Origin of the sequence: Pelotomaculum terephthalicicum JT (assembly GCF_022410535.1) — a bacterium.
Taxonomy (GTDB): domain Bacteria; phylum Bacillota; class Desulfotomaculia; order Desulfotomaculales; family Pelotomaculaceae; genus Pelotomaculum_D; species Pelotomaculum_D terephthalicicum.
Genome location: NZ_JAKNBL010000003.1, coordinates 46,768 through 66,621, shown reverse-complemented (window position 1 = coordinate 66,621; position 19,854 = coordinate 46,768). Strand labels below are relative to the sequence as shown.

General features: G+C 47.7%; 21 protein-coding genes. 14 read left to right on the top strand and 7 right to left on the bottom strand.

Annotation, left to right across the window (positions count from 1 at the left end):
- Window positions 1–123: 123 nt before the first annotated feature.
- Entirely contained in the window at window positions 124–807 is a 684-nt protein-coding gene (locus L9W92_RS03895; RefSeq protein WP_240082437.1) for a DUF421 domain-containing protein, read from the top strand.
- A gap of 21 nt (window positions 808–828) precedes the next feature.
- A complete protein-coding gene (locus L9W92_RS03890) occupies window positions 829–1,209 on the top strand; it encodes a DUF4363 family protein (RefSeq protein ID WP_240082436.1) in 381 nt (126 codons plus the stop codon).
- Window positions 1,210–1,275: 66 nt separating this feature from the next.
- On the opposite strand, the gene L9W92_RS03885 is transcribed toward L9W92_RS03890, so the two are convergent.
- The 3 genes from L9W92_RS03885 to L9W92_RS03875 form a co-directional block, all read right to left on the bottom strand.
- On the bottom strand, window positions 1,276–1,599 hold the full coding sequence (locus L9W92_RS03885) for a hypothetical protein (RefSeq protein WP_240082435.1): 324 nt from the start codon (window positions 1,597–1,599) through the stop codon (window positions 1,276–1,278).
- A gap of 79 nt (window positions 1,600–1,678) precedes the next feature.
- The gene (locus L9W92_RS03880) at window positions 1,679–2,656 is read right to left on the bottom strand and encodes a hypothetical protein (RefSeq protein ID WP_240082434.1); all 978 of its coding nucleotides are present in this window, start codon (window positions 2,654–2,656) and stop codon (window positions 1,679–1,681) included.
- 304 nt (window positions 2,657–2,960) lie between these two features.
- Window positions 2,961–3,497 carry a hypothetical protein gene (locus L9W92_RS03875; protein ID WP_240082433.1) on the bottom strand — a complete coding sequence of 179 codons (537 nt, stop codon included), beginning with the start codon at window positions 3,495–3,497 and terminating at the stop codon, window positions 2,961–2,963.
- A gap of 427 nt (window positions 3,498–3,924) precedes the next feature.
- Here L9W92_RS03875 and L9W92_RS03870 point away from each other — a divergent pair, with 427 nt between their 5' ends.
- Window positions 3,925–4,161, top strand: a complete 237-nt coding sequence (locus L9W92_RS03870) for a hypothetical protein (RefSeq protein ID WP_240082432.1) — start codon at window positions 3,925–3,927, stop codon at window positions 4,159–4,161.
- 301 nt (window positions 4,162–4,462) lie between these two features.
- Window positions 4,463–5,830: a citrate/2-methylcitrate synthase gene (locus L9W92_RS03865; RefSeq protein ID WP_240082431.1), complete on the top strand. Its 1,368-nt coding sequence runs from the start codon at window positions 4,463–4,465 to the stop codon at window positions 5,828–5,830.
- A gap of 41 nt (window positions 5,831–5,871) precedes the next feature.
- Here L9W92_RS03865 and L9W92_RS03860 read toward each other — a convergent pair whose 3' ends face one another.
- From L9W92_RS03860 to L9W92_RS03850, 3 genes are all read right to left on the bottom strand, one after another.
- Entirely contained in the window at window positions 5,872–7,296 is a 1,425-nt protein-coding gene (locus L9W92_RS03860) for an FMN-binding glutamate synthase family protein (protein ID WP_240082430.1), read from the bottom strand.
- Window positions 7,297–7,406: 110 nt separating this feature from the next.
- Window positions 7,407–7,721, bottom strand: a complete 315-nt coding sequence (locus L9W92_RS03855) for a spore coat protein (RefSeq protein ID WP_240082429.1) — start codon at window positions 7,719–7,721, stop codon at window positions 7,407–7,409.
- The gene (locus L9W92_RS03850; RefSeq protein ID WP_240082428.1) at window positions 7,718–7,942 is read right to left on the bottom strand and encodes a ferritin family protein; all 225 of its coding nucleotides are present in this window, start codon (window positions 7,940–7,942) and stop codon (window positions 7,718–7,720) included. Before L9W92_RS03850 ends, L9W92_RS03855 begins: the two co-directional genes overlap by 4 nt.
- Before the next feature lie 110 nt (window positions 7,943–8,052).
- Between L9W92_RS03850 and L9W92_RS03845 the strand changes: the two genes are divergently transcribed.
- The 8 genes from L9W92_RS03845 (at window position 8,053) to hydG (ending at window position 16,856) form a co-directional block, all read left to right on the top strand.
- Window positions 8,053–9,633: a thiamine pyrophosphate-binding protein gene (locus L9W92_RS03845; protein WP_240082427.1), complete on the top strand. Its 1,581-nt coding sequence runs from the start codon at window positions 8,053–8,055 to the stop codon at window positions 9,631–9,633.
- A gap of 82 nt (window positions 9,634–9,715) precedes the next feature.
- Window positions 9,716–10,993 carry an MFS transporter gene (locus tag L9W92_RS03840; protein WP_240082426.1) on the top strand — a complete coding sequence of 426 codons (1,278 nt, stop codon included), beginning with the start codon at window positions 9,716–9,718 and terminating at the stop codon, window positions 10,991–10,993.
- A gap of 12 nt (window positions 10,994–11,005) precedes the next feature.
- Complete coding sequence (locus L9W92_RS03835) at window positions 11,006–11,320, top strand: hypothetical protein (RefSeq protein WP_240082425.1); 315 nt, start codon at window positions 11,006–11,008, stop codon at window positions 11,318–11,320.
- Window positions 11,320–11,589, top strand: a complete 270-nt coding sequence (locus tag L9W92_RS03830; protein WP_376741779.1) for a TM1266 family iron-only hydrogenase system putative regulator — start codon at window positions 11,320–11,322, stop codon at window positions 11,587–11,589. The genes L9W92_RS03835 and L9W92_RS03830 overlap by 1 nt, the downstream gene beginning before the upstream one ends.
- A 12-nt stretch (window positions 11,590–11,601) precedes the next feature.
- Window positions 11,602–13,020, top strand: a complete 1,419-nt coding sequence (locus tag L9W92_RS03825) for an aspartate ammonia-lyase (RefSeq protein ID WP_240082424.1) — start codon at window positions 11,602–11,604, stop codon at window positions 13,018–13,020.
- 5 nt (window positions 13,021–13,025) lie between these two features.
- Window positions 13,026–14,258: a [FeFe] hydrogenase H-cluster maturation GTPase HydF gene (gene hydF / locus L9W92_RS03820; protein WP_240082423.1), complete on the top strand. Its 1,233-nt coding sequence runs from the start codon at window positions 13,026–13,028 to the stop codon at window positions 14,256–14,258.
- 102 nt (window positions 14,259–14,360) lie between these two features.
- A complete protein-coding gene (gene hydE / locus L9W92_RS03815) occupies window positions 14,361–15,440 on the top strand; it encodes a [FeFe] hydrogenase H-cluster radical SAM maturase HydE (protein WP_240082422.1) in 1,080 nt (359 codons plus the stop codon).
- 12 nt (window positions 15,441–15,452) lie between these two features.
- Window positions 15,453–16,856, top strand: a complete 1,404-nt coding sequence (gene hydG, locus L9W92_RS03810) for a [FeFe] hydrogenase H-cluster radical SAM maturase HydG (protein WP_240082421.1) — start codon at window positions 15,453–15,455, stop codon at window positions 16,854–16,856.
- Between the two features lie 185 nt (window positions 16,857–17,041).
- Here the strand turns inward: hydG and spoVT are convergent, their stop codons facing one another.
- The gene (gene spoVT, locus L9W92_RS03805) at window positions 17,042–17,578 is read right to left on the bottom strand and encodes a stage V sporulation protein T (RefSeq protein WP_240082420.1); all 537 of its coding nucleotides are present in this window, start codon (window positions 17,576–17,578) and stop codon (window positions 17,042–17,044) included.
- A 383-nt stretch (window positions 17,579–17,961) separates the two neighbouring features.
- On the opposite strand from spoVT, the gene L9W92_RS03800 reads away from it, so the two are divergent.
- Both L9W92_RS03800 and L9W92_RS03795 read left to right on the top strand, forming a co-directional pair.
- Complete coding sequence (locus L9W92_RS03800) at window positions 17,962–19,521, top strand: methyl-accepting chemotaxis protein (protein ID WP_240082419.1); 1,560 nt, start codon at window positions 17,962–17,964, stop codon at window positions 19,519–19,521.
- Between the two features lie 96 nt (window positions 19,522–19,617).
- The gene (locus L9W92_RS03795; protein ID WP_240082418.1) at window positions 19,618–19,833 is read left to right on the top strand and encodes a hypothetical protein; all 216 of its coding nucleotides are present in this window, start codon (window positions 19,618–19,620) and stop codon (window positions 19,831–19,833) included.
- The last annotated feature ends 21 nt before the right edge of the window (window positions 19,834–19,854 follow it).

The window sequence follows — 19,854 nt, the reverse complement described above, 5'->3', positions numbered from 1 at the left end:
GGCAATTAAGGTGCGGTTTATATTTATGAAATATTATAAAACATATTGGCACAAATAGGCAAAATATAATTAATTTCGCTGAGAAATAATATGTAGAAAAATAACAGTCGCGGGAAGGATAATATGCTGCTCGGAATTATACGTACAATAATTCTATTTACTGTGGTGGTTATTGGCTTGAGGTTGATGGGAAAGAGGCAGATCGGCCAGCTCCAGCCATATGAACTTGTGATTGTGATTATGCTTTCAGCCTTGGCGGCAATTCCGATGGAAAATACCGGAGTACCGCTGACCAGCGGCCTGTTCCCGATTTTTACTTTGTTGGTGGCCCAGGTTGCCCTGTCTTATGTCGCTTTAAAAAGCGAGCGTGCCAGGGGGATAATCTGCGGCACTCCCAGTGTGCTGATAGAAAACGGAAAGATTGTTGAGAAAGAACTATACCGGCTTCGTTACAACATCAATGATTTGCTGGAGCAGCTCAGAGCCAAAGACACGCCTAATGTCGCCGATGTGGAGTTTGCCATTTTGGAAACAAGCGGCAAATTAAGTGTTATTCCAAAATCACAGAAAAGGCCCGTCGTACCGGCGGATATGAATTTGCCGACGAACTATGAAGGCATGCCGGTTACATTAGTAATTGACGGCTACGTGTTTCAAAAAAATCTGGCTAAAATAAACCTTGATAAAAACTGGTTGGAAGCAGAGTTGAAAAAATTCGGCGTGAACAACCTTAAGGAAGTTCTTTTCGCCAGTCTCGACACCGAGGGAAAGCTCTTTTATCAGGTAAAGTCAAAAGTGAGCCAATAATTTTTAACAGGAGTTTTAATTATGAGACTGTTGTCGGCTTTATTAATCATCTTCACAGCTGTAATCGCCTTGGGATTCTGGACGAATCACCGGCTGCAGGCGTCCGCCGACGAATTGATGCGGAATATTGAACAAATAGAACAAAGGCTTGAAAGCAATCAATGGGATGAGGCTTACGCGCGAACTGATGAATTGGAAGAAACCTGGGAAAACAAAGCAAAATGGTGGCCTACTGTGCTGGACCACCAGGAAATTGACAATATTGAATTCTCCATGGCGAGGATCAAGGAGTATATAGCGAGGAGAGATACCGCGCTTTCCTGGGGGCAGTTGGCGGAGTTGAAGTTAATGATTAACCACATTCCGGAGAAGGAAGCCATAAGACTGAAAAATATATTATGATTATACTGCGTTTTCTTTTGCTTGCTCGGACTGTGTTGTAAAAAAAGCGTCCAACTTATCTGGTGATTAAACGTGAACGTCAAGACCACCGCTTGGCAGGTAATTGTTTTTGTCTTTTGACAATTCAACAACGATATCCCCATGCAATATTTGATCTATGTTGTACCTGATGATGATTTCGCCGCTAATATTGTTTTCCGCCAGCGTATCTATTTTCATAAAAGGACATAATCTCACATATTTGGATTTGTCGGTAGATATATCTTCCTCAAGGGTATGTATTATTCTGTTGTCGTTAATAAAACTAAATTTCACTGATATATTTTTAAATACATCTTCCAAGTCCATCACCAAATAAATATAATCATCGTTATATGTAAATTTGCGCACAGTGTTCAGAGGTGTATGCCTGCCATGGATGATTTTTGAGCATGTTGTATACCTATAAATTCGCACCGACAAATACCATCTACTCCGCTTGTGGCGGGCTAGCTGAAGTCGGGCTTAACTTATCATTCGACAATGATTTTTGCGCAATTGCCGCGTCTCCATATGCTCTCCACAGCAACCCGCCTTCAATTCCGTTAATTTTATCCCCGTTACTTTTCTCCAGCATTGTATCTAATGGACTATATGGATCAGTTCCATCCGCATCAGGAGTAATTAACATTTGTGCTTCTGTTTCGGTGTACATTTTCATTGTTGAAAATATATTTCTCAATCTTTGCAATTCCACTTCGGGGTTAGCGGTTTCTTCCTGCTTCGTTGTTTCTTTGGATTCGCCGGCACCCTCTTGCTTTAATGCTTCTCCGGTTTCAGTAATATCTTCTAGTTGTGATGTTTCTCCGGTTTTACCGGTTTCCTCCGGCTGTGGTCTTAGATTAGATACACGACCTAGAGGGGTAGGCACTATTACTATCTTTAGCCATTCACCATGAAATTTTTCTTGGTCGGCCGTAGCCGCGACACTGTACCATACTAACCCAACACCGGGTCCGTAGGGTGCTCTTGATTCTTGAGCAGCCACTGATGTAGTAAATCCATGCCATTCCTTATCTCCACTATCCACTTTTGGTAGCCCGACGGTCTTACTGCTTGCACCAAGGCGCCAGTTGCCCCATCCCTCTTCTGATGCTTCATTCACTTTTGATAACGCGCCAAACGGCCCAAATTCTGAAGATGAGCTAACTCCAAGTTTTTGTAATTCACTGGCGCTGCCGTCCTCATAAGTCCATACCACTCCGACAATATCTATCCCGTTTGTTCCATATGAAGACAATTCCGGGTTATCCCATACGCCAAGTCCGACGTTATCTTTAGTCCGAATAGCGTTGGTCAAAGTTTCCAAAAGCGAGGCATCTTTTATATAATTTTTTAAAAAATCAGTAGCGTTTTTTATCATGGCGTCTCTTGCCAGTTCCTGACTCGCGTAACTTTCAACTTTCAACTCGGATCAACTCCCTGGAAATTAAAATTTTATGTGAATAGTCCCATTTATATGGTTGCTGGTCGAATTTAGTAACTATTTTGTTTATGCCCTCGAATGGAATTATTCTACACAGAAGTAATAATTCCTTTAAACTGACAAAATAATTCTGGATTATTTTTCATTGTTGATGACATTTATTTAACAATATAACCGTTTTATAGTGAGATTGAGCGCTACTTTTGGTACCGGCCAGGGGCTTGCAGAGAAATTTGCAAGCCCCTTTTTGACCAACCTACGATAATATTTACCAACCTGCCGCGAATTAAGAACTAATTCTGGAATCGTTCAGTCTAATCGTTTTTGTAAGGCTTTGACCATTCACGTTGACCGTTACGCTAATATCCACCGTGTGAGTTGCGTGCGGGTATGTGGTAAATTTTAATAAAGTGTCCGGAAAAGCCGACGTACTGGTATTGTATAAAGGAGTATCTACATTACCATTACTAGTAAATACAGCACTTGAACCATAGGTATAGTTAGACTTGTAAACATACCCGCCGCTGGGTGCGATCGATACATACCAGGGAGTATATTGACTACTAACAACGCTTAGACCAAGTTGATAAATAACATTGCCGTCGGAAGTGCCAAGACTTTTCATATATGGATAAATATTTATGCCGGAGACATCATTTATTACTTGATAGGAAGGGCTAAAGTATCCTGACATAGGGGTCATATCTCCATTATCATTCGGTGGGCTGCTATTGAAAGCAAACGCTTTTTCCGTTGCCGCGCCACTAAAAAGGCAAAGCAAAAGGGCCAGTCCGATAACATAACAATAAATCGACTTTTTCATTCTTTTACTTACCCCTTTCATTAATTATTAATCATTTGTTAGCTAGGTACACATCCTTGAGTCTTGATTTTCGGAGGCACACGGATCTTTTCTTGTTTTTTTGCAACCACTCAAATTCACCTCCCTTCCAGGTTCGATTAATTTCGAGAAAACTTAAAGCCTTCTCTAATCGGAATTTCTTTTGTAATAACAGCAACGGAAGAACCCTGACTTTTCAGTGCTGTCCTAAATATGGAGACTGTCATAATATTTCCTTGTTTGCCAAAATATTCTTGGATTTCTATTAATTATTATAGCACTCAAGCCATGAGAACAATATCGAACTATGTTAATCAATAAAAATTTTTTTAATCTGTATCAATTTTTGTCGTTATATAAAAATAACTAAAACCGCTTCTCATGATAGCAGGGTGTTATTGAGGCACCAATGTTTAGAAAGATAATCGCCAATCAAGATTGCTTGCATCTAGGCTATAAAGTCCATGTATACCAAAAATACTGCTTTAGAAGCAGTGAAATTAGTATCAATAGTTTTGGAAATGTAACTGCGGTAGTTATGTGGCTGGAATATTGGAAAAGTTTAAAAAGATGCAGCAAAGCCGCAAGATTTATACTTTATATGCAAATTTTTAAAGATAATTGGGAAATATGGCTAAATAAATAATTTATTTAATGTTTATATATTGATAATGGTCAATATTAGGAAAGGTGGTTATATTTTTTACCCCAGTGCTTTCTTTACACCAAAACTAATATTTGATATACTATTTATATAGGGTATAAGAATGATTCGTAATAACATGAGATTTAGTTTCATTGTTGCAATGCAATGAATCAATTTAGGGTTGTACATATCAGTTCCTTGTGCTGTTGCCATCATTATTCTAATTTAATAATCGGTTAGTTGTTTTCCTCCTTATCTATTTGTATATTCAGAAGAAATTTTCCCGAGGGGGTATTGTTTTATGAAAAATGACAACTTGGAAAAGATCGAAGGAAAAATAATTGATGGATTGTGTGCCATAGCTGAAAAAAATAACTTTATTGAACCTGAGTTATTCAGTAAATATAACGTAAAAAGAGGGCTGCGTGATTTAAACGGGAAGGGCGTGCTTGTGGGTCTGACAGAGATCGGCGAGGTTCACGCCTATATAATTGATGAAAATGAAACTATTCCTGTCGCGGGCAGATTAATATACAGGGGTATAGATATTAATAATATCGTAAAAGGTTTCCTTGAAGACGGCCGCTATGGTTTTGAAGAAACTTGTTTTTTGCTGCTCTTTGGAGATCTCCCCAATAAGGAAACATTGATGGATTTTGAGCGGCTTCTCTCCGAGTATAGAAAGCTGCCCGAGGATTTTGTCCGCGATATGATTTTGAAAGCGCCGAGCAGGGACATGATGAATGTGCTGGCAAGGGGCGTGCTGGCTCTATATAGTTTTGACGACAACGCGGATGACACTTCCATTAAAAATGTCTTAAGACAATGCGTCAGGCTAATCGCTTGTTTCCCGTCACTCGCGGTTTATGGCTATCAGGCATACTCTCATTACCACGGAAACAACAGCCTGTATATACACAGTCCGCGGCCGGATTTCAGCACCGCGGAAAATATCCTGCACATGTTAAGACCGGACAGCAGTTTCACAAAGCTTGAAGCGGCGCTGCTTGATCTTGCTTTAGTTCTTCATGCCGAGCACGGCGGGGGCAACAATTCATCCTTTGTGACGCATGTAGTGACATCGTCCGGGTCAGACACGTACTCTGTAATAGCCGCGGCGCTCGGGTCGCTGAAAGGGCCGAGACATGGGGGAGCCAACATCAAGGTTATTCAGATGTTTGAGGATATGAAGCAAACAGTGAGGGATTTGCATGATGACGAAGAGATTGAAAGCTATCTTGCCAAATTAATCAATAAAGAAGCTTTTGACCGTTCAGGGCTGATTTACGGTATCGGACATGCCGTTTACTCAATATCTGATCCACGGACCGTCATTTTTAAGGAACATATCGCCCGGCTTGCGATGGAGAAGGGCCTGGAAGATGAATATAACCTCTACTTAAAGGTTGAGCAGCTGGCGCCTGAAGTTATCGCAAAGTACCGTAAAATGTATAAAGGTGTAAGCGCGAATGTTGATTTTTATTCGGGATTTGTTTACCGAATGCTGGACATCCCCCCGGAGATGTTCACACCGATCTTCGCTATTTCCAGAATAGCCGGTTGGAGCGCGCACCGTATCGAAGAAATCGTCAACGACGGCAAGATCATCAGGCCGGCATACAAGAGCGTTTCCCAAAAACGCAACTATACGGCCATGGCTGAAAGATAAAGTAATAAAATAAGAGCAGAAGTTCTGCTTGCTATAAAATTCTAGTGAATGTTTTTAATAACGGGAGACTCCTGCTCCTCTGCTCTGTCTGCCGGCCAGTCAGGTATAGTTTGGTGAATTTCCCGGGCAAGTTGTTGTTCTTCGTGAGAAAAGCCGGCATAATCCAGATCTAAAAACCAGGCTAAATCCTTGTCCACGCAGACCATGTCCTCCCGGGAGAATTGAGCCAGATCGGTTTTGCCCAGAGCGTAAGCCGCCAGCTTCATTTCTTCCACGCAGGACTTCAAAAATTTTGCCAGATGTTCCGCGGCTTTATCGACGCGTAAATCTTCTTTGAACTTTCCCAGGTACAGAGGCACCTGCGGGGCAGGTTCAAAGGGCAGGGCTTTGTTCATCTGAGTCTGCAGCATGGCAATCAGCGCTATCGAACCGATGTATACGGCGTTTGCGCCAAGCGCCATGGCTTTTAAGAAGTGCCCGGGATTGACCAGCCCGCCGGCGGCGATCACGCTGGTATAATCTTTCGCGCCTAATTTATCGAGATGTTTTACCGTTCTGGACAAGGCGTGTAAAGTGGGCAAGCCCACGTCATCCTGCAGGATTGTCGGTCCGCCGTGGGTCCCTGCCTCTGAACCGTCTATAACGATATAATCCACTCCGGCTTCCACCGCAATGTCCAGCTCTTTTTCCAGGTGATGGGTTGCCGCGAATTTAAGACCCACGGGCACACCGTAATCATGGCGCAGGTTGTCCACCAGTTTGATAAAGTCCTGCACGTTGTTTACATCTTTTAGGCGTGAATGGATTACCGCGTCTTCTCCGGGCTCTAGATTTTGGGCCTTGCGGAGGTCTTTGCCGATTTGAGTGGATTCTGTGCTCATCGGCGCGGCGGCCTGCGCCCCTTGCCCAAGCTGAATCTCAATAGCGTCAAGTTGGGACAGCTGTTCCGGTGTATTCATCCAGCCACCGCGATTGTACTGGCCAATGAAATAACGGGCTTCTTTTCTTTCTTCCTCGACCAATGGGGCCTCACCGGAATTTGTGGCTGTTCCCGCCATTGACGACCCCCGGGCCAGTGCCACTTTTGCTTTTAAGCAGAGCGCGCCGCCGTAGGACATGCCGCTGACGAGAATTGGAATTTCCAGACGCAGCGGTTTTTTAGCTTTGGGACCGATAGTCACACTCGTATGAATTCCCACACCGTCTTGAGTCGGCATTTTGAAAAGGTGGACGGGATTAAACAGAAGTTTTTCCCAGGGAGAGAGAACCACCGGGCTTCCCAAAGGGCGCTCAATGGGCTTCCCGGACTCTGCTCTCATGCTCGCCTCAACAATGTTTCTGAAACCTATTTTATTTGCGATCGGAAACATGGAATAAATATTTTCCGTATACGGGTCCTGAAGCATCCGGCTCATCATGCTGTCGGAGACGGCGTTGGTAATTTTACGTGTCAGCCATGCAAACAAAAAAGATCACCTGCCCTTTGGGTATTTTGCGTAATGGCTTCGTTTTTCCGGCAGACGTTTTTAGCGCGTCGGACTTATTATCGTCTGACGGGGTATCATTAAGAGGTCTGCTACGCTCTCAGCTCCGGTTGTTTCACCAGTTTTTGCTCCCAGTTAATAATAGCGTTTTCAATAGCCTGCTGACCGGCTACCGGGGTCTTATACCAGCCCCGCTGGTGCATGCTGTGAAATATTTTCGTATGCAGGTTTTCTTCCTCCTGGTGAAAATCATGCAGCGCTTCTCTTAAGTGACTGTTTGCGGACTCACGCTCAGCCGTCATGTAAGTGTCAATAAGCTGCTTCTGCATGAACAAAGCGTCTGTGATCATGTCCCTGTCGTCAAGAGTCACCAGCAAATCATCTCCTTTTCTTGTGCGCGGCATCATATTAGTGAGCCCCCTGTCGCTGTTTTACCGTTTAAGCTGCGTAGCTGCCCAAGAAGCCCATCCAGGTGTCCCTGGTGAACTCTGCTGCTTTCTTGAAAAATTTTCTTTAAATCCGCGTCTTGGCAGTTGTCCGCGAAAAATTCACTCTTTTTCACCGCCAGTTCTTCCGCTCTCAATAATTCCTCAAGCTGTAGCAATTCCATCTGGGTTAGCTGCTCCATTTTTTCCCCTCCTGACTTTTTTTTATTTTTCCCCGGTTTCTTTTCTATATCCTGAATTTTTCATTAATACTGAGAAAAAATATATATAATGAAACGAAAGGGCTGTCAGGATGCATATTAATGGCAATGTTGCTGATTTGATCTTAGCCCAACTGGCTGAATGGGGTGTGGAAAGAATCTATGGCGTGCTTGGAGATGCGATATTCCCCTTGCTGGACGCAGTGACCCGCCAGGATAGAATTAAATTTATCGCCGTTACCCGGGAGGTTCATGCCGCCTTCATGGCTGCTTATGAAGCCAGATTAACCGGCAGGCTGGCCGTATGCGCCGCCGGCGCGGGGCCGGGTGCAGTGAGCCTTTTAAACGGCCTGGCGGATGCCTTCATGGATGGAAGTCCTGTTTTAGCCATTACCGGTCAAGTGGAATTAAAAAAAATCGGCGCCGGGGCAAAACAATATTTTGATCAGCAGGCTTTGTTTAATATCTTTGCAGCACAAACCAACATCGCCGTTAAACCGGGGTCAGTGTTAAGTATGCTTGTCGCAGCCACGCGAACCGCTAAATTAAATAATTCAGCCGCGCATATATCAGTTCCCAAAGATGTGTTTGCCGGAGCTGCATCTATTGAAACCGTGCCCGTTAGTTTCGTGGAAATAAATACAACACCGTTTGTTTCAGGCAGCCTGGATAACCTCTTAAAGGTTGTCCAGGGGGCTCAAAGGCCGCTTATTATCGCGGGACGAACGGCAAAAACAGTTAAAGATTACGTAGTGAAACTGGTTGATCAGCTAGGCGCGGGATTAATAGTCGCCAGGGAGGCCAACGGCAAAATTGCCGGCAGGCATGAGCTGAATTTAGGAGGAATAGGAAAAGCCTACCTTCCCCCGGTTCTTCACGAGGCAGACTGTATCATCATTATTGGAGCCGCTTCTTATGAGCGGGAATTCATTCCTCAAGACACAAAAGTTATCCAAATAAATGATCGTTTCGAAAATATTTATCAAAATACCGTTGAGAGTATTAGCGGGGATACCGGTTTGATTTTGGAGAATTTGCTTCAAAGACTGGAGGGGCATAGCTTTAACCGGGATTGGCTGGAGGAAATTAAGGGGTTGGTACAAAGCAGAAGGCAGGAGTTGGCAGCAGAATCAGTGAACAACACCAGGCCAATCAGCCCCTTAAAACTGATGACGGTTCTTAATGATATAATGCCTGGCGAGGCAATTATTGCCCTTGACATAGGTGAATTTACTCATTGGTTCAATTTGGGCTTTCAGGGGGGACAACAAGAGATTTTGCTTTCCGGCCGGTGGCGCAGTATCGGCTGCGGCCTGCCCGCCGCCATCGGGGCAAAATTCGCCCGCCCGGAAGAGCCGGTGATAGCAATAGCCGGGGACGGCGGTTTTATTACTTCCATGAGTGAGCTTCTAACTTGTGTGCGCTACAGTTTGGATATTTGCGTTATAATTGTTAAAAATCATGTTTACAGCATAGAGAAGAATAAAATGCTCGCCGAAGGGTTAATTCCTTTTGGACACGAATTAACAGTGCCTGATTTTGTTCAATACGCAAAGTCATGCGGTGCTGCAGGCTATCGTATTGAAGACCCGGCGGATATCCAAAACACAATGAGAACCGCATTAAATTTGGGAAAACCAGCCCTGGTGGAAGTAATTTGCGCGGAAAATTAAAATCTTTACACAAATTTATAACTAATTAATCCGTTATAAAGATTAAAGTTTTATATAAGCAAACGGGGGATAAAATAATTAGATGAGTTCTATTAAGCGCAAGCCTGATAACAATACCAGCGGTCTCAAATTCACGTTTCGTTCCTTCCGCTATCGAAATTACCGCCTTTTCTTCGGCGGGCAGGGAATCTCGCTGGTGGGCACCTGGATTCAGAATATCGCCATGAGCTGGCTGGTATACGACCTGACCAATTCCGCATTTTTACTCGGCATTGTAGGGTTTGCCGGACAAATCCCGACCTTCTTTCTGACGCCGTTCGCCGGCGTGCTGGCGGACCGGCTGAACCGCCGGCGGATTCTGTTGGTGACACAAACACTTTCCATGACCCAGGCTTTTATTTTAGCTATTCTGGTCCTGACAGGTAATGTGACCGTATGGCACATTATTCCTTTAAGCTTTTTTCTTGGCCTGATCAATTCTTTTGATATGCCGACCAGACAGTCATTTGTCGTGGATATCGTCGACAAGAAAGAGGATCTGGGAAACGCTATCGCCCTGAATTCCTCAATGTTCAACGGCGCCCGGCTGGTTGGCCCGTCCATAGCGGGAATATTGATAGCCACTGTGGGGGAGGGAATTTGTTTTTTGCTAAACGGGCTCAGCTACATAGCCGTGATAATCGCTTTATTAGCGATGAGCATCGAACAAAAAGAAAAAGTCGGCGGCAGAGAGCTTTTATTGAATGAACTGAAGGAGGGATTCGCTTATGCCTTTGGCTATAAACCGATCAGGTACATTATTTTTATCATTGGCCTGGTCAGTTTGGTTGGTATGCCATACACTGTGTTAATGCCCGTTTTTGCAAAAGAAATACTGAACGGAGGTGCGCACACCCTCGGTTTTTTGATGGGGGCGTCCGGAACAGGTGCTTTGATCGGGGCTGTTTACCTGGCTTCGCGAAAAGAGTTGCATGGTTTGGGCAGGAATATGACGATCGCTGTTGGTGTTTTTGGAGTCGGCTTAGTCCTTTTTTCCCTTTCCAAATCTTTTTGGCCGTCCATGTTTTTAATGCTGATTACCGGTTTCGGCATGATCACGCAAATGGCTTCCTGCAACACTATGCTGCAAATTATTGTGGACGACGAAAAACGCGGCCGGGTAATGAGTTTTTATACAATGGCTTTCATGGGCATGGCCCCCGTCGGCAGCTTGCTGGCCGGTAGTCTGGCCCATATTATCGGAACTCCTGAGACAGTGCTGGCAAGCGGAATATTCTGTATCATCGGGTCAATTGCCTTTGCCGGCAAGCTGCCGCTTTACAAGGGGTTAACCGGAACCGTCAATAAGGGAAAAGTTTGAGCAGCCTGCTTATTGCTGGCTGCAGACGAACAAAAAGCATTGATTCTCAGACCCGGTAGTGATAAAATAAATTGGAAAATAGATTTGCCTGAGGGTACGGGGTTTTCCGTACCTAAGGGTTACAAATTCAGCTCTGCGAAAAAGGGAAGTTCCTGCTCTCAAGGAGAAAGTACATTTGCTTTAAGTAAGCAGCCCTTTTTTCGCATGGTCGCGGGAAAAGGGCTTTATATTTTTGAGGGGATTGCAGGGCAGCACATGAGCCGGCGTTTATATGTCTTAAGGCAGTCAAAGGCGAATCTGTTCTTAGAGAACACAGGAGGATGGTGATGGTTTTGGAAGAGCGCATCGGGGTTATCGGAATAGTGGTGGAGGACCGCGAGAATGCCGCCCGGAAGATCAACAGCATTTTAAGCGAGCACGCCGAAATAATTGTCGGGCGAATGGGAGTGCCTTACCGGGAGCGGAATCTTTCCGTGATTTCCCTGATTATTGACGGCACGACTGACGAAATTGGCGCCATGACCGGAAAACTGGGCGGTATTATGGGGGTTCAGGTGAAATCGGCATTGGTTAAGAAAAAACCAGCGGAAAAATAAATGGAGGTTGCCATGCCATACCGTATCGAAAAAGACCTGCTGGGGGAAATGAAAGTGCCGCGGGACGCTTACTACGGTATCCATGCCGTAAGGTCGGCGGGCAACTTTCCGGTTTCCGGCATGAAAGCGCACCCGGTTTTGATCCGGGCAATGGCTCAGGTTAAGCAGGCTGCGGCCCAGGCCAATATCGGCGCCGGGCTTTTGGACCGGGAAATTGGAGAGGCCGTGGCAGCCGCCGCGGCCGAAGTGGCCGCCGGCGGTCTGATTGACCAGTTTATCGTAGACCCGTTTCAGGGCGGCGCCGGCACTTCTGTCAACATGAATGTAAACGAGGTAATCGCCAACCGGGCCATAGAAATAATCGGAGGCAGCAAGGGAGATTACCATCTGGTGCACCCGCTGAAGCACGTGAACCTTTCTCAGTCCACCAACGATGTTTTTTCCACCGCCCTGCGGGTAGCGGCAATCGGCATGGTGCTGGAGTTGAGCGATTCTCTCGCCGGCCTGCAAACAGCCCTCCAGGAGAAGGAGGCGGAGTTTGCCGGCATCCTCAAGCTGGGACGCACGGAAATGCAGGACGCGGTGCCTGTGACGCTGGGCCAGGAATTCGGCGCTTACGCCGAGGCAGTCGCCAGGGATCGCTGGCGGCTGTATAAAGTGGAGGAGCGGCTGCGCCAGGTCAACCTGGGGGGAACGGCGGTGGGTACCGGCCTGAACGCTGATTTGAACTATATATTTAAGGTCGTTGAGGAATTGAGGATGCTCACGGGATACGGGCTGGCCAGGTCGGAGAATACCGTTGACCTGACCCAGAACGCCGATGTTTTTGTTGAGGTCTCCGGCCTCCTGAAAGCGTGCGCGGTCAATCTGGCTAAAATCGCCGGGGACCTCAGACTGCTTTCTTCCGGCCCGCTGGGCGGTCTGGCCGAGATCAACCTGCCGGAAATGCAGGCGGGTTCCTCCATTATGCCGGGCAAGGTCAATCCGGTAATGACGGAAATGGTGACCCAGATCTCCTGCCAGGTAATGGGAAACGACCAGGTGATTGCTTATGCCGCGTCCGCCGGCCAACTGGAATTAAACGCTTTTCTGCCTCTCATCGCGCATAACCTGTTGCAGTCCCTGGAAATATTGAACAATGCGGTGAACATTTTTAATGCGAAGTGCATCAAGGGAATTAAGGCTGACGAGGCCAGGTGCCGGCGCTGGCTGGAGGAAAGCCACGCCTTTATCACCGCCCTGACGCCGCACCTGGGATATGATTCGGCCGCGCTTATGGTGCGGGAAGCCACGCTAAAGAAGAAACGGCTGAGAGAAGTAGTCCTTGATTCCGGCCTGTTAACCGAAAAAGACCTGGAAGAAATCCTTGCCCCTGGTGAATTGACCAGGCCGGGTGTGGCCGGATCCAGGCGTTTGAAAAAGGAGGGTTGAACTGCATGACTGCGGGAGGACTGAATGAGACGCCGCGCGGCGAGAGGCTGCACATCGCCATTTTCGGCAGGCGCAACGCAGGTAAATCAAGTCTGATCAACGCCCTGACCAACCAGACGATCGCCATTGTGTCAGATGTGCCCGGCACCACTACCGATCCGGTCTATAAGTCAATGGAAATTTTGCCTGTCGGGCCGGTGGTGCTTATTGACACGGCCGGCATAGACGATTTGGGGGAACTTGGTGAGTTAAGGGTAAAAAAGACGATAGATGTGCTTGATAAAGCGGATTTAATGCTGCTGGTTGTTGATCCGGAACAGGACGCGGGCGGTTATGAGTCAAGTCTTGTCGGCAAAGCCAGGGAACAGGGCGTGCCTGTAATCGGGGTATTGAACAAGGTCGACCTTAATCCTGAGCTAACGCCGGAGGAATTAAGCGAAAAGCTGGGTATCCGGATGGTGACGGTTAGTTCGGTGACCCGGCAGGGCATTGAAGATTTGAAAAAAGAAATAATCAAGTCGGCGCCCAAGGAATGGGCTTCCCCGACGATTATCGGCGATTTGATCAACCCTGGCGACACCGTGGTTTTAGTGGTGCCGATTGACCTGGCGGCTCCCAAGGGCAGGCTGATTCTCCCCCAGGTGCAGACCATCCGGGACATCCTCGACAACGATGCCTGCGCCGTTGTAGTGAAAGAGCGGGAATTAAAGCAGGCGCTCCAGGACCTGAACCGTAAGCCCAAGCTGGTGGTCACCGATTCGCAGGCCTTTTTGAAGGCGGACGCCGACACCCCCGGGGACATCATGCTGACCTCTTTTTCCATTCTTTTTGCCCGCCATAAAGGCAACCTGGAGGCCCTGGTGGCGGGAGTGCGGGCGGTGGAACGGTTGAAGCCGGGAGACCGGGTCCTGATCGCGGAAGCCTGCACGCACCACCGTGTGGCCGACGATATCGGCACGGTGAAGATTCCCCGCTGGCTGCGCCAGCGGGTGGGCGGCGAACTTCATTTTGACTGGGCCAGCGGGATCGAAATGCCGGAGGATTTAAACCAGTATCAACTAATTGTCCACTGCGGCGCGTGTATGATAAACCGCAGGCAGATGCTGCATAGAATGGCGGAAGCTGCCGGGGCCGGGGTGCCCATGGTAAATTACGGTGTTTTAATCGCCTACCTGCACGGCATTTTAAAACGGGCGCTTACTCCTTTCCCTGCCGCCGGCCGGCTGTTGGAAGGGTAGCAACGGGGCCGTACATGAGCCCGTGCTGACTTTCCGCAAGTCGCCGCGTGCGAATTTGTTCTACCGTGCGGGGGTTATCAATGTGTCACTGGAGTGGAGCGGATGAGAACGGAATTTTGTGAAGCGCTGAAAAAAGCCGGTGATTTAAAGGAGCTGTCAAAGGAAGAGCTGGTTGTTTTGATTGATGCTGATGAGGAAGAAAGCGCCGCTCTTTTTAGCCTTGCCGATCAGGTTCGCAAACAGTTCATGGGTGATGAGGTGCACATCCGGGGTATTATTGAATTCTCCAACTACTGTGCGAATAATTGTCTTTATTGCGGCTTGCGGCGGAACAACCGGCAACTGGCCAGGTACAGGATGACCATGAATGAGATTCTGGATAACGCCCGCCAGGCCGCCGGGTTGGGCTGCCGGACCATTGTGCTCCAGTCCGGCGAAGACAGCTATTATACGGCGGATATCCTTGCTGAAACGGTGTATTTATTGAAAAAGGAGATGGACGTGGCGGTTACGCTCTCCATCGGCGACCGGCCGCGGGAAGACTACGAAAAAATGCGCGAGGCGGGCGCCGACCGCTACCTGCTCAAGCACGAAACTTGCGACGCGGAACTGTTTGCCGGCCTGCGGCCGGGCACCAGCCTGGCGGAGCGGGTGGAGAGGCTAAAGTGGCTTGGCGAGCTGGGATTTCAGGTCGGCTCCGGGAACATGGTCGGACTGCCCGGGCAGACTGTGGAAACTTTAGCCGGAGACATCCTTTTGATGCGCGAAACCGGGGTGGAAATGGCCGGTATCGGGCCGTTTGTCCCAAACAGTCAAACTCCCCTGGGAGAATGCCCTGGCGGGAAACTGGCGCTGACCTTAAAAACACTGGCCGCCGCCCGGCTCGCGCTGCCCCGTGTACACATGCCCGCCACCACGGCCGCCGGTACAATTGACCCGAGCGGCAGGGATAAGGCGCTGCGGTGCGGGGCGAACGTGATTATGCCGAATATGACGCCGGCCGCCTACAAGGCAGACTACCAGATATACCCGGGCAAGCCCGGGTTGTCCGACACCCCGGAGGAAAGCTACGCCAAGGCGGTGAAAATAGTGGAAAAAGCCGGCCGCCGCGTCGGCAGGGGTTATGGCCACTCGGACAACGCGTACCTAGCGGGTAACTTTAAATTGCCTGCAAAAAATTAAGGAGTGATTAATTTGGCGATTGCAAATGCTGATTTTATTGATGACGCGCTTATTGTCGGATTGTTGAGTGAAGCTAAAACCGTTTCCCGGGAGGCGGCGGAGCGGATTATCAAAAAGGCGGAAGCCGCTAAAGGTCTGTCGCCTGAGGAAGTGGCCGTGTTGCTGCAGGTGGAGGACCCTGGCTTACTGGCGCAGATATATCATACCGCGAGCAAAATAAAAGAAAAGATTTACGGGCGGCGCCTGGTCTTTTTCGCGCCTCTTTATATCAGCAATTACTGTGTCAACAACTGTGTTTACTGCGGTTATCACCGGGACAACAAATTCCGGCGCCACAAGCTTTCCCGGCAGGAAATTATTCAAGAAGTTCGGGTGTTGGAGGACATGGGCCATAAGCGCCTGGCGGTGGAATGCGGTGAGGACCCGGTGAATTGCCCGATAGATTATGTGCTGGAATCTATCGAAACTATTTATTCAGTTAAAGAAAAAAGAGGCAGCATCAGGCGGGTTAATGTGAATATTGCCGCCACCACCGTTGAAAACTATAAACTTCTCAAAAAAGCTAAAATCGGCACTTATATACTTTTTCAGGAAACTTACCACAGGCCCACCTACACCGTGGCGCACCCTTCCGGCCCCAAGTCCGATTACGACTGGCACACCTGCGCGATGGACCGGGCCATGGAAGGCGGCATCGATGATGTCGGGTTGGGAGTATTATTCGGCCTGTACGATTGTAAGTATGAAGTAATGGCTATCCTGCTGCATGCTTTGCACCTGGAGGAGGTCTTCGGCGTCGGCCCGCATACAATTTCAGTGCCCCGCCTGAGGCCGGCGGCGGGTGTGGACCTGAACGCATTCCCATACCTGGTGTCGGACGCCGACTTTAAAAAAGTGGTCGCCATCATCCGGCTGGCGGTGCCGTATACGGGAATGCTCATTTCCACCAGGGAACGCCCGGAATTTCGGGATGAGCTTCTCTCAGTGGGCATATCCCAGCTCAGCGCCGGTTCCAGCACCGGGGTCGGCGGGTATTACAAGGATAAAGTAGGTGGTGAAGGGGACGAAGCTCCCCAATTCAAGCTGGAAGACTTGCGCAGCCTGGATGAAGTTGTCCGTAGTGTTTGCCGTTCCGGTTATATTCCAAGCTTCTGTACGGCTTGCTACCGGAGCGGGCGGACCGGTGACCGCTTTATGCCCCTGGCGAAAAGCGGAGAAATTCAAAACGTCTGTCAGCCCAACGCCATTTTGACCTTTAAAGAATTCTTGCTGGACTACGCTTCGCCTGAAACCAGACAGGTTGGCGAGGATACCATAGCCAGACAGCTTGGGCTTGTCGGCAGGCAAGCGGTAGCGCGGGAGGTGGGACGCAGATTGGAGCAAATCAGTGACGGGGCCAGGGACCTGTACTTTTAAGAAAAAAAAGTAGTCAGTAGTCAGTATGAAATGATATTCCCTTTGAAGATGTCGGCCAAAACTGTTTATCGTCCCCAAATATTCTGGCTACTGACTGCTGACTACTGACTACTGAACAGCAGTCAAAAAAAACAGGCTTTGCCGTTAGGCTAGGCCTGAGGTAGCCGCTTAATTTTTACCTGGTCTTATGATTCCATTTGTTTAGCCAGGAAGCCGGCGGCGGTTTCAGCAAGTTTAGTTTCCAGATTGCCCATTTGTATGTTCGGCTCCTTGGTAGCGAGAATAACTGCGCCGACTGCGTCACCTGATGCTATTATGGGCGCAATAATCGCCGAATTGTAATTGATATCTTCATCGGAAGTTAAGTAACAAGGTTCATTGAATACAGCCATTTTTCTTTCTGCCATTACGTTTTCCACTGCATTGCCAATCTGTTTGTTCATAAGCTGCTTTTTCGGGGCGCCCGCTACTGCGATGATCGAGTCTTTGTCTGCGATGCAAGAGATATGGCCCAGAGTTTCATTAAGGGAATCAGCATATTCTGTGGCAAACTCACCTAATTCACCAATGGGCGAGTACTTCTTTAAGATTACCTCACCTTCCCTGTCGGTGAAAATCTCGAGGGGATCTCCTTCTCTAATCCGCATCGTCCGCCTGATTTCCTTTGGAATTACTACCCTGCCCAGATCATCGATTCGGCGTACGATTCCAGTTGCCTTCATCTTCTTTCACCCCCTTTTTTAGATTTATTATACGCAGGAGGAAGATTAATTAATCAAGGTAGGAAAAAAAATCTTTATTCAAAATATCAATCCGTGCGGCTGGAATGATGAGTTTAGTAAGATAAATAGTTTAAATAACCATGGGTGCATATAGTATGCAAATTATGGCAGGAAATGCTTTGTAAGAAATTTTTTCCTCATGCGAGAGGATATTTTTTTATATTGTAGAAGTTTATAACATTATGTCGAATTAATGGCTAAGAGGCTAAATAGACAAGGAATTCAATCCTAATGGTGGTGTTTCTCGCGAGGAGGTGTCTAATAGTTCCAACGGGGTGATTTATAAAGATAAAGATATAAAAAAGGGGAGGAATTGAGTAAGTATGACCATTCGTCTTAAACTGGTTCTATTGGTTTCATTCGTATTGGTGCTGCTGGTAACAATTATTGGCGTGTATTCTGTTGAATCAATGAACAAACGCCTGATTGAGTCCGCCCAGTTAAAATTAAAGTCTGATCTGAATATGGGCAGCGCCTTACTCGATCAGCGGTATCCCGGACCTTGGTCGATCAGGGATGGGCAGATCTATAAAGGCGAGACGAAAATGAATGAGAATTACGAAATTGTTGATCTGATCGGCAGCTATACCAGTGATACCGTGACCATCTTTCAGGGTGATCAAAGAGTGGCCACAAATGTAAAAACGCCTGAGGGAGAGCGGGCGATCGGCACCCGCGTTGCCGAAGAAGTAGCCCAGGCAGTGCTGAAGGATGGTAATACTTATATAGGCAAAGCACAGGTGGTAGGAACATGGAACCAAACCGCCTATGAGCCGCTCAAAGACGAGCAGGGAAAAATAATCGGCATTTTTTACGTTGGTGTGCCAAACAGTCTTTACGACCAAACGGTCGAAAAGTTTGCCTTCAGCATTCTTTTTGCGGGGATAGCCGGACTATTATTCAGTATGGCGATTTGTTATTTCACGCTGCAACACATTTTTGCCAAGCCTCTTGCCCGGTTTATTGAGTTTACCGAAAAAATCTCTGAAGGTGACCTTACCAAAGAGATCGATTACAAATCTAATGATGAACTTGGCAAGATGGCGCAATCGTTTGGCTATATGGTCAACAGTCTAAAAGAACTAATCAGGCACACTGTCACGGGCAGCGGAGTAATAGCCAATTCAACGGAGCAGTTGGTTGCCCAAGCGGAGGAGACATCCGCCGGCGCCAGCGAAACGGCGGCTTCAATCAGCCAAATGGTAACAACGGTGGAACAGGTGTCGGACAACACCCGTTCGGTAACTGAAGCGTCCGAAAAAGCGAACAATTACGCGAAAAGCGGCAAAGATAAAATAGATTTTGCTATTTCCCAGATGAGTACGATTAGCGAATTCACGGCGCTTACCGCCGATACAATCAAGGATTTAGCCAAGAACACTGAAAAAATCACCCAGATTGCCGAGCTAATCACCCAAATTTCCGGCCAGACAAACCTTCTGGCTTTAAACGCGGCCATCGAGGCGGCGCGCGCGGGGGAGCACGGCCAGGGTTTTTCGGTTGTGGCCGAAGAGGTGAGAAAGCTGGCCGAACAGTCTTCGGAAGCCGCCCACGAAATTAACGAAATCACCCGTATGATCCGGAATAAAGCGGAAAACGCCGTTCAGATGATGGCTGACAGCGAGCATAAGGTGCGTGAAGGAGCATTGACCGTACAGGAAGCCGGCACAGAGTTCACCCGCATTTATGATATCGTCTACGAATTGCATGCCCGTTTTCAGGAGATTTCGGAAGCTGCCGTGCAGATGTCCACGGGGATCGGTCAAGTTGTGGGCACGACCGAAAGGCAAACGACGGCAATGGACGAAGTGTCGAATACCGCTCAGGATCTGGCTGGGCTGGTGCATAAATTGGAAGAGGTTACCAGGCAGTTTAAGGTTTAAACAAGGGTCAGGAGCAAGTTTATTGGTTTTAATTGAAAGCCGGACTTGATAAAATAAAGTAAGTCCGGCTTTGGCAATCCAGGTCATTCAGGGGTGGTGGAATTGATACAAAAACAAGGCCGGTGTAAAGTATATGAGTTTACTCCGGGAAAACGCCGCAGGTTAAAAACAGTTAATAAATACGTGTCTCCGGAGAAGGAAATGCTGATGAAGCAGCGAATGCAGGCTAAAAGGGATAAAAGAAATTTTTTTATAGGGATTGGAGTGCTGATAATGATTGTTGCGGCGCTGACTTATCTTAGTCTCAGGTGAGCAGGCGAATGGGGGGCTATG

What these genes read in the sequence shown, in the direction of transcription:
- L9W92_RS03895 (WP_240082437.1), top strand. Translation starts at nt 124, where the DNA reads ATGCTGCTCGGAATTATACGTACAATAATTCTATTTACTGTGGTGGTT.
- L9W92_RS03890 (WP_240082436.1), top strand. Translation starts at nt 829, where the DNA reads ATGAGACTGTTGTCGGCTTTATTAATCATCTTCACAGCTGTAATCGCC.
- L9W92_RS03875 (WP_240082433.1), bottom strand. Translation starts at nt 3,497, where the DNA reads ATGAAAAAGTCGATTTATTGTTATGTTATCGGACTGGCCCTTTTGCTT.
- L9W92_RS03870 (WP_240082432.1), top strand. Translation starts at nt 3,925, where the DNA reads ATGTTTAGAAAGATAATCGCCAATCAAGATTGCTTGCATCTAGGCTAT.
- L9W92_RS03865 (WP_240082431.1), top strand. Translation starts at nt 4,463, where the DNA reads ATGAAAAATGACAACTTGGAAAAGATCGAAGGAAAAATAATTGATGGA.
- L9W92_RS03855 (WP_240082429.1), bottom strand. Translation starts at nt 7,721, where the DNA reads ATGATGCCGCGCACAAGAAAAGGAGATGATTTGCTGGTGACTCTTGAC.
- L9W92_RS03850 (WP_240082428.1), bottom strand. Translation starts at nt 7,942, where the DNA reads ATGGAGCAGCTAACCCAGATGGAATTGCTACAGCTTGAGGAATTATTG.
- L9W92_RS03845 (WP_240082427.1), top strand. Translation starts at nt 8,053, where the DNA reads ATGCATATTAATGGCAATGTTGCTGATTTGATCTTAGCCCAACTGGCT.
- L9W92_RS03840 (WP_240082426.1), top strand. Translation starts at nt 9,716, where the DNA reads ATGAGTTCTATTAAGCGCAAGCCTGATAACAATACCAGCGGTCTCAAA.
- L9W92_RS03830 (WP_376741779.1), top strand. Translation starts at nt 11,320, where the DNA reads ATGGTTTTGGAAGAGCGCATCGGGGTTATCGGAATAGTGGTGGAGGAC.
- L9W92_RS03825 (WP_240082424.1), top strand. Translation starts at nt 11,602, where the DNA reads ATGCCATACCGTATCGAAAAAGACCTGCTGGGGGAAATGAAAGTGCCG.
- hydF (WP_240082423.1), top strand. Translation starts at nt 13,026, where the DNA reads ATGACTGCGGGAGGACTGAATGAGACGCCGCGCGGCGAGAGGCTGCAC.
- hydE (WP_240082422.1), top strand. Translation starts at nt 14,361, where the DNA reads ATGAGAACGGAATTTTGTGAAGCGCTGAAAAAAGCCGGTGATTTAAAG.
- spoVT (WP_240082420.1), bottom strand. Translation starts at nt 17,578, where the DNA reads ATGAAGGCAACTGGAATCGTACGCCGAATCGATGATCTGGGCAGGGTA.
- L9W92_RS03800 (WP_240082419.1), top strand. Translation starts at nt 17,962, where the DNA reads ATGACCATTCGTCTTAAACTGGTTCTATTGGTTTCATTCGTATTGGTG.